General features: G+C 44.3%; 20 protein-coding genes and 1 pseudogene. 12 read left to right on the top strand and 9 right to left on the bottom strand.

Features of this window, described 5'->3' with window-relative positions; genetic code table 11:
- Positions 1 to 257 precede the first annotated feature (257 nt).
- Together LS482_RS20300 and LS482_RS20295 are read left to right on the top strand one after the other, a co-directional pair.
- Positions 258 to 839: a methyltransferase family protein gene (locus LS482_RS20300; RefSeq protein WP_233029400.1), complete on the top strand. Its 582-nt coding sequence runs from the start codon at positions 258 to 260 to the stop codon at positions 837 to 839.
- 21 nt (positions 840 to 860) lie between these two features.
- Complete coding sequence (locus tag LS482_RS20295) at positions 861 to 1,400, top strand: DUF1572 family protein (RefSeq protein WP_233029399.1); 540 nt, start codon at positions 861 to 863, stop codon at positions 1,398 to 1,400.
- A 322-nt stretch (positions 1,401 to 1,722) separates the two neighbouring features.
- Here the strand turns inward: LS482_RS20295 and LS482_RS20290 are convergent, their stop codons facing one another.
- Together LS482_RS20290 and LS482_RS20285 are read right to left on the bottom strand one after the other, a co-directional pair.
- Positions 1,723 to 2,067 carry a TfoX/Sxy family protein gene (locus tag LS482_RS20290; protein WP_233029398.1) on the bottom strand — a complete coding sequence of 115 codons (345 nt, stop codon included), beginning with the start codon at positions 2,065 to 2,067 and terminating at the stop codon, positions 1,723 to 1,725.
- Between the two features lie 21 nt (positions 2,068 to 2,088).
- A complete protein-coding gene (locus LS482_RS20285) occupies positions 2,089 to 2,469 on the bottom strand; it encodes a nuclear transport factor 2 family protein (RefSeq protein ID WP_233029397.1) in 381 nt (126 codons plus the stop codon).
- A 106-nt stretch (positions 2,470 to 2,575) separates the two neighbouring features.
- Between LS482_RS20285 and LS482_RS20280 the strand changes: the two genes are divergently transcribed.
- The 9 genes from LS482_RS20280 (at position 2,576) to LS482_RS20245 (ending at position 7,482) form a co-directional block, all read left to right on the top strand.
- Positions 2,576 to 2,980: a winged helix-turn-helix transcriptional regulator gene (locus LS482_RS20280; RefSeq protein WP_233029396.1), complete on the top strand. Its 405-nt coding sequence runs from the start codon at positions 2,576 to 2,578 to the stop codon at positions 2,978 to 2,980.
- 21 nt (positions 2,981 to 3,001) lie between these two features.
- Entirely contained in the window at positions 3,002 to 3,361 is a 360-nt protein-coding gene (locus LS482_RS20275; protein ID WP_233029395.1) for a DUF4180 domain-containing protein, read from the top strand.
- Positions 3,362 to 3,616: 255 nt separating this feature from the next.
- Entirely contained in the window at positions 3,617 to 3,748 is a 132-nt protein-coding gene (locus LS482_RS21725; protein ID WP_302849345.1) for a hypothetical protein, read from the top strand.
- 52 nt (positions 3,749 to 3,800) lie between these two features.
- Positions 3,801 to 4,379, top strand: a complete 579-nt coding sequence (locus LS482_RS20270; protein WP_233029394.1) for a Crp/Fnr family transcriptional regulator — start codon at positions 3,801 to 3,803, stop codon at positions 4,377 to 4,379.
- 85 nt (positions 4,380 to 4,464) lie between these two features.
- The gene (locus tag LS482_RS20265; protein WP_233029393.1) at positions 4,465 to 4,875 is read left to right on the top strand and encodes a VOC family protein; all 411 of its coding nucleotides are present in this window, start codon (positions 4,465 to 4,467) and stop codon (positions 4,873 to 4,875) included.
- A gap of 154 nt (positions 4,876 to 5,029) precedes the next feature.
- A complete protein-coding gene (locus tag LS482_RS20260) occupies positions 5,030 to 5,518 on the top strand; it encodes a GNAT family N-acetyltransferase (protein WP_233029392.1) in 489 nt (162 codons plus the stop codon).
- A 1-nt stretch (position 5,519) separates the two neighbouring features.
- Positions 5,520 to 6,080 carry a dihydrofolate reductase family protein gene (locus LS482_RS20255; protein WP_233029391.1) on the top strand — a complete coding sequence of 187 codons (561 nt, stop codon included), beginning with the start codon at positions 5,520 to 5,522 and terminating at the stop codon, positions 6,078 to 6,080.
- Positions 6,081 to 6,105: 25 nt separating this feature from the next.
- The gene (locus LS482_RS20250) at positions 6,106 to 6,567 is read left to right on the top strand and encodes a GyrI-like domain-containing protein (RefSeq protein ID WP_233029389.1); all 462 of its coding nucleotides are present in this window, start codon (positions 6,106 to 6,108) and stop codon (positions 6,565 to 6,567) included.
- A 423-nt stretch (positions 6,568 to 6,990) separates the two neighbouring features.
- On the top strand, positions 6,991 to 7,482 hold the full coding sequence (locus tag LS482_RS20245) for a GNAT family N-acetyltransferase (RefSeq protein ID WP_233029388.1): 492 nt from the start codon (positions 6,991 to 6,993) through the stop codon (positions 7,480 to 7,482).
- Between the two features lie 5 nt (positions 7,483 to 7,487).
- On the opposite strand, the gene LS482_RS20240 is transcribed toward LS482_RS20245, so the two are convergent.
- A complete protein-coding gene (locus LS482_RS20240) occupies positions 7,488 to 8,171 on the bottom strand; it encodes a hypothetical protein (RefSeq protein WP_233029386.1) in 684 nt (227 codons plus the stop codon).
- Between the two features lie 277 nt (positions 8,172 to 8,448).
- Here LS482_RS20240 and LS482_RS20235 point away from each other — a divergent pair, with 277 nt between their 5' ends.
- The gene (locus tag LS482_RS20235) at positions 8,449 to 8,856 is read left to right on the top strand and encodes a glyoxalase (protein WP_233029385.1); all 408 of its coding nucleotides are present in this window, start codon (positions 8,449 to 8,451) and stop codon (positions 8,854 to 8,856) included.
- 11 nt (positions 8,857 to 8,867) lie between these two features.
- Here the strand turns inward: LS482_RS20235 and corA are convergent, their stop codons facing one another.
- The 6 genes and pseudogenes from corA to hisH all read right to left on the bottom strand — a co-directional run bounded on the left by corA (position 8,868) and on the right by hisH (position 13,350).
- Positions 8,868 to 9,932 carry a magnesium/cobalt transporter CorA gene (gene corA, locus LS482_RS20230; protein WP_233029383.1) on the bottom strand — a complete coding sequence of 355 codons (1,065 nt, stop codon included), beginning with the start codon at positions 9,930 to 9,932 and terminating at the stop codon, positions 8,868 to 8,870.
- A gap of 21 nt (positions 9,933 to 9,953) precedes the next feature.
- A complete protein-coding gene (locus LS482_RS20225; RefSeq protein WP_233029382.1) occupies positions 9,954 to 10,394 on the bottom strand; it encodes an META domain-containing protein in 441 nt (146 codons plus the stop codon).
- A gap of 42 nt (positions 10,395 to 10,436) precedes the next feature.
- Positions 10,437 to 11,042 (bottom strand): annotated as a pseudogene (gene hisIE, locus LS482_RS20220) (bifunctional phosphoribosyl-AMP cyclohydrolase/phosphoribosyl-ATP diphosphatase HisIE); the annotation flags it as partial.
- A 70-nt stretch (positions 11,043 to 11,112) separates the two neighbouring features.
- Positions 11,113 to 11,868, bottom strand: coding sequence for an imidazole glycerol phosphate synthase subunit HisF (hisF, locus tag LS482_RS20215; protein ID WP_233029379.1), 756 nt, complete (start codon positions 11,866 to 11,868; stop codon positions 11,113 to 11,115).
- 84 nt (positions 11,869 to 11,952) lie between these two features.
- The gene (gene hisA / locus LS482_RS20210) at positions 11,953 to 12,684 is read right to left on the bottom strand and encodes a 1-(5-phosphoribosyl)-5-[(5-phosphoribosylamino)methylideneamino]imidazole-4-carboxamide isomerase (protein WP_233029378.1); all 732 of its coding nucleotides are present in this window, start codon (positions 12,682 to 12,684) and stop codon (positions 11,953 to 11,955) included.
- 84 nt (positions 12,685 to 12,768) lie between these two features.
- Complete coding sequence (hisH, locus tag LS482_RS20205; protein WP_233029377.1) at positions 12,769 to 13,350, bottom strand: imidazole glycerol phosphate synthase subunit HisH; 582 nt, start codon at positions 13,348 to 13,350, stop codon at positions 12,769 to 12,771.
- Positions 13,351 to 13,417 lie beyond the last annotated feature (67 nt).

The raw sequence follows: 13,417 nt of genomic DNA, 5'->3' as shown, positions 1-13,417 counted from the left end.
GGGATTGAATAACCTGCATTTTATCACAGTACTTGAGTTGCACGAAAAGTTATGATCCGCGGTAGTGAAGTATTAGGCGATCAGGTCCGTGAGATATTAAGTTTATCAGCATTGTTAAAATAACCGAATCCCCCGATAATTAAAGCATAATCTCATTGTTTACCATAACCTGTTGACTTTGCGTACACAAGGAAACAATATACCATTTACTAAAAAATAGTTGTACTTTTACCTTATTAACCAACCCTGAAAACACATTGAACACCCAGATAAGTCCACAGGCCTATGCTACCTTAGTTTGCTGGTTTTTATTTTCCATGACATGGCTATGGCAGCGCAACAGAACAAAAGAAAATATTAATCCGCGTACAACAGCTCAAAAAATCTCGGGTTTTCTGGGCTTTGTCATTATATTCCTGGCTTTGTACTCCCCTCTGTTCTTTACCGGGGGAATGGCAAAAGTTATTATCCCGCAAAGCCATGTAGTTCAAACCATAGGGCTTATATGTTGTATTGCGGGGGTTTTTATATCCATATGGTCCCGGTTTCTCCTGGGGATGAACTGGAGTGGCGGCATCACTGCCAAAAAAGACCACAAACTCATTGTAAGCGGGCCTTACCGGTTTGTAAGGCACCCTATTTATACCGGGTTTATTACGGCACTTACAGGAACCTGCCTGGTTATGGGAGGTATTGCCGGGATTTTGGTTACCGGCCTGTATACCATCGGTCTGCTTACAAAAATAAACAAGGAAGAAGTGTTACTTACGGAACTGTTTGGCGAGGTGTACACGGAGTACCGGCAACGAACCCGTAAACTGATCCCCTTTATATGGTAATCTGCAATCAATTCCCACGACATGAAAACGACGGAAGAAAATTACCTGGAAAGCGTAAAAAAACAACTGGCCTACTATAAAAAGCTCGGCGATAAAACCTTTGACCAGCTCACCGAAAAGGAACTGCTCTGGCAATACAATGCCGAAAGCAATTCTATTACCATTATCGTCAATCATTTATGGGGCAACATGAAATCCCGATGGACCGATTTCTTAACTTCAGACGGGGAAAAGACCTGGCGTAAGCGGGACATGGAATTTGAAAGTGTAATACGCACCGGGGAAGAACTGCAGGAAAAATGGGAAGACGGATGGGAATGCGTGTTCAAAGCCGTAAATTCCGTCGATAAAAACAATTTTAATACCCCGGTGTACATCCGGAACGAAGCCCACACCATTATGGATGCCATAAACAGGCAAATGGCTCATTATGCCTATCACATAGGCCAGATCGTTTTTATAGCCAAGATGCTGAAAGGAGCACACTGGAAAAGCCTCACCATCCCAAAGGGAAAGTCAGGGGAGTTTAACCGGGAAAAATTCTCAAAAGGAAAGCATTAGTGCTTTTATTTTCCGGTAAGCGCCGGCAGTGCGGTTTCCCTCTTCCCGCATTCCCGGACTAAATCACTCCGCACTGAAAGGTGCAGCGGTTTTCTTTGCCGGGGACTAAAAGCCCCCCTTTTTAGAAAGCAATAAAATCACCAAGTTATTAGGTGGATTGAGTTATTGAGTTATTGTGTGTTGACTAAATAACTCAATAACTTCATAACTCAATAACCGGGATTATAATTTTTTCGCACTACTAAAGTACTGCAATAATCCCGATTATTATCGGGAGCAGGGTTTGACACCCTAAACTGAGACCAATCAATACACATTTCGATCATTTTTTCCTTTTACGTGATGGTTTTGCCCTTTTGTTAAAGTCAAGGGCCAGGTTTACCCAGTAATTAAAGACCGCTTCGGTCCCGAGGCTGTCTTCACCGACATCGACATACCCCCGGTACTCCCGCCCTTTCATGATTACCGTTTCGCATCCTCCCTTTTCCAGAACAGTATCGTGGATCTCCGGGTCAATACGGCACATCATTTTATTTTTGCTCACGGTAAGGCACATTTTATCATTGACCATAAAAGCTATCCCCCCAAACATTTTCTTTTCTTCCACGTCCGGAAGATGAGCAAGTGCCTGTCTTATCCGGGTTGCTAATTGTTCACTGTAGGCCATATTTTGTATAATGAAATTTTATCAGGGTGTGTTTTTATCAAAAGTCAGAGTGTCGAAAAATATCCGCAGTGAGTCGAGTTTCCCGTCTTTCACTTTCCAGATTTCCGCCACGTCCCCGTTCATGCGTTTCCCGTTGGGGAACAGATAGTCATAATTCCCGATAACACAGGCGTTCGGCCCGTCTATGGTCATTTCCTTGACATGCATACGCTGAAACACACGCGAAAACCGGTTAATTACCTCAACATAAGCCGCTTTACCAACTACAGGCTCGTCGGTATGGGTCATATCACCGCCAATAAACTTAAAATCGTCTGCAATCACCCCTTCCCATCCTTCCTTCCGGGCAAAGCCCCTGTAATACGTTTCCAAAAGCTGTTTTGTAATTGCTGAATTTTCCATATTTTAATCTTTGCGTTCCGGTAATGATTATTTTTGTACTTGTAAAATACAATAACAAATATACAAAGTTATTGCAAAACGCAAGTTCTTTTGCAAATAAATCGCTATGAAAAAGTTCAGATCCAATTGTCCTATAAGCTGTTCCCTCGATATTTTCGGGGACAAATGGTCATTGCTCATTCTCCGCGACATTATGCTCCGCGGAAAAATGTCGTACAGTGAATTCCTGGGGTCAGAAGAGCGGATTTCCACCAACATCCTTGCCAACAGGTTGAACCTGCTCGAAAACGAAGGTATTTTAACCAGGGAAGTATCGCCGGCCAACAAATCCAAATTTATTTACAGTCTTACGGAAAAAGGAGTCGATCTCCTTCCCGTTATCATTGAGCTTATGGATTGGGGAGCAAAGTACAATCCCGACTGTCCGCGCAGGGAACTCGGAAAAAAGATCGTAAAGGACAAGACGGCCGTTATAAAAGAATATTTAAATAAACTGAAAAAGCAGTTATAACCCACTTATCAAACCACAACAATGCAAATCAATATCACAAAAACAGACGGTGTTTCCATCGCAGAGCTTATCTCCGAGCAGGTGGAGATCAGGGACGCACAGGATGCGGTAGATATTATGATGAACAGTATCTATCAGGGTGCCGAAAATATCATTATACAACAAAAACACCTTGTCCCGGGATTTTTTGAACTGAAAACCGGGATAGCCGGGGAAATACTCCAAAAGTTCTCCACCTACAATGCAAAACTGGCCATTGTGGGCAATTTTGAAAACATACGGGGCAAAAGCCTGGGAGACTTTATTTATGAGAGCAATAAAACGGGAAGGATCAACTTTGTGGGCAGCCTTCAGGAAGCCAGGAAGGCGTTTTGCAGATAACCGCCCTCTCCCCGCTTCTCCCCGGTCACCAAAAACAACCTATATCCAACGGAATGCAACCAAACACAAGGAGAAAAACACACACCTGCCATATCCCGTGCACACAAAACATTTAAAAAATGGAATGCCGTAAAAATAAGTGTCCGCAATACGAATTCGTTAAATCTTTTTTATATTTATATTCCCTTTAGCCTTAATATAACATGGGTTTCGATTAAAAAAGTTGCCCTTATGATGAATATAAAATTTTAAGACATGCCTGAAAAAAACGCACAAAAAGATTCCCGGGGACAGTTCTTCGCCCGGGCTTTAATAGCATTCATGGCAATTACCATCACCCAATATCCCCAGGAGGTTATAAACGGCTTTTTGGATGCGCTGAGCTAAAAAGCAGCGTAGTTTGCATTTTCCGGTCCGGCACGATAGCACCCGTCACAACATGAACACAACACCATTCTTCCAGAAAATACGGACATATGCAGCCCTCAGCGAAGAAGCAGAACAGGCGTGGAGAAAACTGCTGGCCGAAAAGACCTATAACAAAGGGGACGATTTTATCCGCATAGGGCAAATACCGAGAAAGGTCGCATTTGTAGTTAAGGGGCTTTTATCTCAAAATTACATTGCGGAAAACGGCGACACCATTATTAAACACTTTTTCCCCGAAGGAAGAATAGCCGGATCAATACCCGCCACCCTTACACAATCCGAAAGTGAGTTTACCGTCGCGGTACTGGAAGATGCCGTGGTACTGGAATACGATTTCGGCGCGTTTAAAAAACTGGTGGAAAAATACCGGGATATAGCCGGTTTTTACATCCGCTACATGGAAACGCACTGGGTTATCGACAAAGAGCCCTACGAAATTTCGTATCGGTATGATACCGCGAAGATCAGGTATGACCAGTTCCTGGAAAAATACCCGCAACTGGTGAAACGCCTTAAAAAATACCAGATCGCCGCATACCTCGGGATCACCCCTACTCAACTGAGCAGGATTTTCTTTGCCAATAAATAAAATTGCGACTTCTCAACAAATGTAAAAGACTTTAATATCTAATAATCACACTTTTGTAACTGTATAACCCTTAAAACCCGAAAAAATGGCTTCAAAAATTTTTGTCAATCTGCCTGTAAAAGACTTAAACAGGTCTATGGAATTTTTCAAAGGACTCGGATTTTCATTCAATCCGCAATTTACTGATGACAAGGCCGGCTGTATGGTAATCAGCGACAGCATATATGCCATGTTGCTCACCGAAGATTATTTCCGCACATTTACCCAGAAGGAAATCTGCGATGCAAAAAAGGCCACCGAAGTGTTGATCGCCCTCGATGCCGCATCCAAAGACGAAATTCAAGAGATGGTAAACAAGGCAAAGTCGCTCGGCGGACATATCTATGCCGACCCGCAGGACCACGGCTGGATGTACCAGCACAGCTTTGCCGACCTGGACGGACATCAATGGGAAATAGCGTATATGGACGAATCGCAGCTTCCCGGCCAGGAGTGAACCTCGTAAAGTCTACGGCACTAATTGATTTTACCCCCGGCACGGGGTCCTTGTTTTTAGTTCCCGCTTCAGAAAGGAAAAAATAATTGGACACTATAAAAAAAGGAATTATATTGTCAAAAGACGGATAAAGATCTCTACAACAGGAAACAATATGGAATTTGCAGAAAAAAAGGCTTTGACCCAAAGACAGAAACAGGAAATCCTTGACCTCTGGAACCGGGAATATCCCAAAGACCTCTCGCTCGCAGATGTAAAAGCCTTTGAAGACTACCTCGACTCGCTTGCAGACAAGCGCCACCTGTTACTCCTGGATGAAAACGGTTCCGTAAAAGGATGGCTTATCGATTTTGTCCGTGATGAAGAAAGGTGTTTTGCCATGCTCCTGAATCCCGATCAGCAAGGCAAGGGATTGGGGTCCCGTTTACTCACACTCGCCAAGGAGCGGAACAGCGAACTGAACGGGTGGGTTGTGGACAACAGTGAGGAATTGAAGGAAAACGGCGAAAAATACAGGTCGCCCATCGGATTCTATGAAAAGAACGGTTTTTCCGTATTGCCCGGTGTTTCGTCAAAGAAAAACAATATTAACGGTATAAGAGTACACTGGAGCACTACAAAAAACCATAACGAAAAATTGTGATATGGGAAAAATAATATTGGACCTTGCCGTAACCCTCGATGGTTTTATAGAAGGCCCTGACGGGGAAATAGACTGGCTCGTAAAAGATGACAAAACCGATTTCGGCGATATTCTTTTTGAAATTCTCGAAGGAGTGGACGCTGTTTTTTACGGCAGAAAGAGTTATGAAGCATGGGGAAATTACCGCCCGGGCGAAAATGCAGGCGCAAAACTCAGGGAAGCCTATGCACTATTGCACAGCAAACAAAAATTTGTATTTTCCACTACAATAAAGGGCGATGATACGGACGCCGTTTTCATCAGTTCGGACATCGAGAAAAAAGTATCGGGCCTGAAACGGGAGATCAAAGGAGATATCTGGCTTTACGGGGGAGGAAGTCTCATTACTTCCCTTGTCAATTCAGGGTTGGTAGATGTGTTCCGCCTGGCCGTTCACCCCGTGATCCTGGGGAAAGGGAAACCGCTTTTCAAGGACATTAATGAAAAGATCCGGCTAAAACTGGACACCACCAGGGCCTCCTCGTCGGGAGTGGTACTCCTCACCTATCACGCAGCGAATTGAACAGGGAATTATAAAAAACAAATACATGAGCACGATCAGACTCCCCGAATTCAGATTGATCGGAATTAAACTGCCCAGAAAGACAACCAATAAAAACGGGCAATCGGGCATTGATTGCGGCGCCTTATGGCAAAAATTTCAACAGGAAGGCATTCCGGAGAAGATCCCGGGCAGGCTTTCGGACGAAATCTATGCTGTTTATTTCGGTTATGAAGGAGATCACACCGCACCCTTTTCCTATTTTATCGGATGTAAGGTAACCCCGGGGACACCGGTACCGGAAGGTCTGGACAGTATCGGGATTCCCGCACAGGATTATAACAAGATAACAGCCAAAGGAAAAATGCCCGACTGTATTGCCTATGCCTGGAAAGACATCTGGGAATCGGACATGAAACGGGCCTGTACATACGATTTTGAAATCTACGATTCCCGCAGCAATGACTGGGACAATGCCGAGATCGATATTTTTGTTTCCGCAACATAACCCCGAAATAGCATACAGCGCGTAGATTCGGTACTCCACGATATAAAACAGCATGGGAAACCGCTCCCGCTGTTTATTATATATTTCAGGTGATCTCATCCGGAAACGGAACATTCTTTAATAAAGAAGGAAAAGCATCCCGATAAGCCCAACTAAATTACTCCGGACTTGTAGTCCGGAGGTTTGTAACGGACCGAAAGTCTGTTTGCCCGCCGATACGCGAATAATTTTTCTGAGCCATTCTGTTAATTTCCATACGGCGCTCTATGTACCTTTGCGCCTGCTTTGTGGACCCCATTATGGTAAAACAAAGCCCATGACATGGAAAACCACAACCCGAAACCAATAAAAGGAAGTATTCGTTTCGTTTGAAAACTGATCCTGTTCTTATATTTGGGGGTTGTTAACCTTATTCGGCACAAAATGAATATTACATTCGAAGAACTCCAGGAAAAACATTTACATAAAGTAAAAGAAATTTACGACTGGTATATTAAAAATTCCACCGCAACTTTTCATACGGAACCTGTTCAAACGGATGAACTTAAGGAGTTCATTTACACCGGTCACCCCCGCTATGCATCATATCTTATTTATGCAGATGGTGATCTCGCAGGCTACTGTTTTCTCACCCCGTACAAAAAAAGACAGGCCTATAACCGTACTGCCGAAGTTACCATCTACCTGAAACCGGAATTCAATAAAAAGGGCATCGGCAAAACAGCGCTGGACTACCTGGAACAAAAGGCAAGACAAAATGGTCTCAAAAACCTTCTCGGAATTATTACCGGGGACAACGAGGGCAGCATTGCACTATTCAAAAAATGTGGTTATACCCGGTGTGCACGCTTTAAGAACGTAGGGGAAAAATTCGGTAAGGTACTGGATGTGATGGGGTTTCAGAAAGAAATATAATAATCTTATTCATCATCTTCCTTTACAATAACCATCGTGGCCTTCCCCCCGGTGTTGAGCAGCCATTCGTTGGCGGAGAGCAGCTCTCCCTTGTCTCCGTATACCCGGAGTTCTGCCGTGTTCGGGCCTGACGTCCCCTGGTTAAGTGCCTGAAAGTCGATCTTGTTAAAACCTTTTTGAAGCGGCAGGTCAAACCCTTTGTAACCGCCTTCGAGCACAACATCATACAGCACTATACTGTCATTCAGGTACACCCTCACCCGGTCGCCGTCTACATATTCATGGTCACGGCAAACGATCTTTACATGTTTTGACCTGGTTTTGAAATCTCCCAGGTACCCGGTGGTTTTATAGTTCCCTCCGCGGTCTTCCCCTTCCCCGTTTTTCCTGTTCAATCGCTTTTCGTATTTCTTTCCGGGATTCAGAAACTGCTCCTGTTCCATGAAGTTACTGTTTTCCGAAGTGGAAAGGTCAAAAGAAGAGTTTGTATTGTTTTTATTGAGATTCGTGTTCGGCGAAGGCAGGAAGTCCGGGGAATTGAATATGGACGAATTGTTCTCTGAAGTGTTCGGATCGGGCAACGTACTGTTTTCTGCCCGTATCTGTATGGACTTTTTAGGCAATTCCTCCTGGGCACCCAAATGGGCGGCAAATCCTAAAATTATGAATAATGACGGAAGATATCTCATAGCCCAGGTTCTGCAAATTTTATGCCTAACTGTATAAATTGTCCGATGCCTCCTGCATTTTTATACAACCCACTAATTATCAACATCAAAAATACACAATGCACCTCATAAAAATACAACTGTTTTGTTAAAATAAAAGCATCCTGTCTTAAATTTATCAAAATAGCCGCTTAGTCTCCTTCACGAACCGGCGATTGTTTATAAAATAGTTAACAACTATGCGGGTTGGCGCCCGTTTTACCACTATATATAAAGTACCTTTAAGAAAACTTCTGTTATGGACACCAGAACAAAGGACTTGCTCCGTATTCGTCCGGAAATCCCAAACGCATTGGTTTATGAAGAAATGAGCAGTGACGAACGTTTTCAGAACGTGACCATTCGTCCTGTCATTAAACTACAAAGGGACTTGTTGGTGGCAGCTTTTAAGAACTATGCCAACAAACACAAAGGGGTCTTTTATACCCTTACCCTGGAAAAGCGGATGGAGTATATTGAAAATGCCATTCAAAAGGACATTAAATTCCGGAATTCACTGAAAGGTATGATCATCGGCCAGTTTACGGTAGAGGAATACCTGGCTTATATCGAAAATTCCTCGGCCCTCAACAAAAGGATGATGAACATGGTTATAGAAACCATTAAAGACCGTATTCAGCTACTGGACGTAAGTATGGCGGTTTAGGCAACCGGGTATTACAGCCATTTTTTTCTTCTGAAATAAAGGAGCATGCCGATAAATATGAGCAACATCACTCCGAGAAGGATAAAATAGCTGTATTTTCCGTGCAATTCGGGCATGTAATCGAAATTCATCCCGTAAATTCCCGCAATAAAGGTAAGCGGAATGAATATGGTAGCTATCACCGTAAGCACTTTCATGACATTGTTCATCTTGTTGCTTATGGTACCCATATACATTTCCATGAGACTGAGGATCATTTCGCGATATCCTTCAATGTATTCCACCACCTGAATAGCATGGTCGTACAGGTCGCGATAATAGTTCTTGATATGTGGCCGGATCATCTCCGAATCCGATTTTTCCAGGCGACTCACAATTTCCCTGGTAGGGAATATAGACCGTTTTACCCGCAATATTTCCTTTTTCAGCTTTAGTATTTCCCTGGAAATATCGTCAGTATAGTCTTCGAAAAGTGCGTCCTCAAGGTCTTCGATCTTGTCTCCCAGTGTTTCTATGACCAGAAAATAATGGTCGACAACGGCATCCAGAAGAATGAAAAGCAGGTAATCTGCCTTTTCTCCGCGTACCAGGCCCCGGTTTTCGAGAATTCGCTTTCGCAGGTCGTCAAACACATCAGTACGGGACTCCTGGAAAGTGACCACATAATCTTTTCCTATAATGAGGCTCAGGTGTTCCGTGACCGGGTGGTTTTCTTCATAATACAACATCTTGAAGACCACAAATATATAATCGTCAAATTCGTCGATTTTGGGCCTTTGGTAGGTATCTACGACATCTTCGAGGACCAGGGGGTGCCACCGGTAGTGTTTCCCGAGTGCTTCGATGGCTTCCACATGATGCAGACCGTTAACATTGATCCAGCTTACATTTCCGGCATCGGCATACCCGAAAACTTCCTGTACGTTATTATAAAATGTGTGATCACAGCTTTCCCGGGAATAATCAATAACCTCAATACCGAATTCCTGTTCGGGCTTACTGCCCGTATAGGTCAGCGTACCGGGAACAGACCCCAGTCCCTTCCTGCGTTTTCTTTTCCTTGTTTTCTTCTTCATATACCGCTCGATGAAAAGTACTTATTCCTCCTTTTGAGGCGTAAAGGTCATCACTTCGGTATCTCCGGTCATTAACTTCAGGCTTTTTTCTCCTGCCTTGAAACCGGTCACTGTTCCCAGTGCGGCTAAAAATTCCGTTTCTCCTTTAACCCCGGCACAGGCCATCTTGGTAGAGGCCAATTCATTGAGGCTTATTCCCGTCTTTTCCTCCAGGGTAAAACCTCCCATGACCCTGTTGCAACCGGCAAATCCGGAAACATGCATTTCTCCGGCATCAAATTCCAGATAGGGTAATCCCCTGGCGTAACCGGTAGAGTCTACCTTCTCACCTTTTAAGGTTTCCAGCATCCAGGTGTTGGAAGTCAGTGCGGTAACCGGGTCTGCCTTGGGCGTGGTATTACACGAAAAAATAAGTACGGACATTAGTACTACAGCTCCCAGCGACAATGTAAATTTTTTCATAACACATGTATTAATGTTTTCCTTAAAGATAGCAAAAAACACTTACTTTTTATGCCGATCCCTGAGAATTTTCTCTACATCTGCGAGCGTATATCCCTTTGCCTGTAAAAGAATAAGATAGTGAAACAACAGGTCTGCACTTTCGTTGAGGAACAGGTCGTCCCGGTTATCCTTGGCTTCTATGACCACTTCTACGGCTTCTTCCCCCACCTTTTGCGCTATTTTGTTCATCCCTTTGGAAAACAGTGAAGACACATAACTTTCGGAAGAATTATTTTCCTTTCTGTCCCGGATAACACCTTCCAGCACCGAAAGAAACCCGAAACCGGAAATATTATCTTCATTCCAGCAGGTATCGGTCCCGGTATGGCAGGTAGGTCCTTCCGGCTTAGCCTTGACCAGGAGGGTATCCCGGTCACAATCTACTTTTATGTCTTCCAGGTACAGGAAGTTACCGCTTTCTTCCCCTTTGGTCCACAGGCGTTGTTTACTTCTGCTGTAAAAGGTTACCTTTCCGCTTTCCACAGTCTTTTGATAGGCTTCCTCGTTCATATACCCCAGCATGAGGACGGTCTTCGTTTCCACGTCCTGGACAATGGCCGGAACGAGTCCGTTATCTTTATTAAAATCTATATTCATGATAGTATTGTTTGCATGTTTACGATTTCCTGCTTAACATCTGAAATTGTATTCTTCGGTTTTGCCAGCGTAATCCGAGTTATATCCTGACCGCTATCCCCTGTTCTTTCAGGAATGTCTTCAGGTCTTTGATCTCCATTTCCTTAAAATGAAAAACACTTGCTGCCAGTGCCGCATCTGCCTTTCCTTTCGTGAAAGTGTCGGCAAAGTGCTGCATATTACCGGCCCCGCCCGAGGCGATCACGGGGATATTTACCATGTCGGATATTTTTGCCAGGGCTTCGTTGGCAAAGCCGCTTTTTGTGCCGTCATGGTCCATTGAGGTGAACAGTATTTCCCCTGCCCCCCGCTGCTCCACTTCTTTTACCCAATCGTAAAGCCGAATGTCCGTGGGGACTTTTCCTCCAACAAGGTGCACCAGCCATTCTCCGTCGACCTGTTTCGCATCTATGGCGACCACTACACATTGACTACCGAATTTACCGGCCAGCTGGTCGATTAGCTGCGGATTCTTAACCGCGGAAGAATTGACCGAAACCTTGTCTGCGCCATTGTGCAACAGTACGCCTACGTCTTCCACCGAAGAAATCCCACCGCCAACAGTAAAGGGAATATCGACTTTTTCCGCCACGTGGCGTACCAGGTCGGCAAGGGTTTTCCGCTTTTCCTCCGTAGCTGAAATATCCAGGAAAACCAGTTCGTCCGCACCTTCCTTTGCATATAACCCGGCCAATTCCACCGGGTCTCCGGCATCCCTGAGGTCTGAGAAATTAACTCCCTTTACGGTTCTGCCGTTCTTGATATCCAGGCAAGGTATTATTCTTTTGGTTAACATTGTGCTCTTTTATTGATTATTCACTGTGTCAAATACAGTTGGAAAACGGTCTGCATACATTGTCAAATTATCTAATCGACACCTTTACGACAAATACTTTTCCAGCTCTTTTAAACGTATTTTTCCTTCATAGATCGCCTTACCGATAATAGTGCCTTCACAGCCCGCTTCTTCCAGTAGTGGCAATTCCCCGAATGCAGAGATCCCCCCGGATGCTATGAGCTTTATACCGTCGATATTTTCCAGCATTTTTTTATACAATTCCAGGGCGGGACCTTTTAGCATGCCGTCCTTACTGATATCGGTACATATAACATATTCAATACCTTGATTTTTATACTCCTGAACAAATGGAATTAAATCAATACTTGAATTTTCCTGCCAGCCGCTTACGGCAATTTTTTCACCGGTATCGCCCGGCAGAACATCTGCTCCGAGGATAATTTTTTCAGGGCCGTACTTTTCTATCCAGCTCTGAAAAATTTCCCTGTCTTTTACGGCTATGCTTCCTCCGGTAACCTGCCGCGCACCGCTTTCAAAAGCAATCCGCAAATCTTCATCAGATTTCAGTCCGCCGCCAAAATCGATCTTTAACCCGGTTTTGGAGGCTATCTGTTCCAGTACACGGTGATTTACAATATGACTGCTTTTTGCGCCGTCCAGGTCTACCAGGTGCAGGTATTCTATACCGTGGGCCTCGAACTGCCTGGCCACTTCCAGCGGGTTTTCGTTATATATTTTCTTGGTGTTGTAATCGCCTTTGGAAAGGCGGACGCATTTGCCTTCTATGATATCTATGGCGGGGATGATTCTCATATGTTGTCTATTAATTTTTGAACCGTATATTTTCAAATACGGGAAACCAAGCGAGGGCCGCACAACCGTGCGACCCTACCGGGGTTATATTTTTAGAAAATTATTTAAAATCCCGGCGCCCGCAGCGCTGCTTTTTTCAGGGTGAAACTGTACCCCGTAAAAATTGTCCTTTTGCAATGCGGAGGCGTATTCCACCTCATACCGGGTCAGGGCTATGGCTTCTTCACATTCGGGTGCATAAAAACTGTGCACGAGGTACATGAACTCATTTTCCGCTATCCCTTCAAATAAAGGTGACTTTAAACCGGATATCTGGTTCCAGCCTATTTGCGGTACTTTGACCTTACCGGAAAACCGGACAATATCCACATCAAATATTCCCAGCCCCCGGGTTTCTCCTTCTTCCGAAGATTTACACATCAGTTGCATACCCAGGCAAATTCCCAATACGGGCTGCTTCAGATCGGGAATGATGCTGTCAATCCCTGTGGCGCATAGTTTTCTCATGGCACTTCCGGCTTCTCCTACTCCCGGAAATATCACTTTATCTGCCCGCCGGATCGTCTCCGCGTCGTCGGTTAAAACGGCTTCATAGCCCAGCCGCTCTATGGCAAAACGGATACTTTGTATGTTTCCGGCTCCGTAATCTATAATAACTATGTTCATAAGTACGACCCTTCGACTTCGCTCAGGGCTGGTATTTAGAAGTCAGAAGTACGAAGCTCAGTTTAGT

The organism is Sinomicrobium kalidii, from assembly GCF_021183825.1.
In the GTDB taxonomy this organism is placed as follows: domain Bacteria; phylum Bacteroidota; class Bacteroidia; order Flavobacteriales; family Flavobacteriaceae; genus Sinomicrobium; species Sinomicrobium kalidii.
The sequence above is the reverse complement of the archived record's forward strand: the minus strand, read 5'-3'. Positions and strand labels throughout refer to the sequence as shown.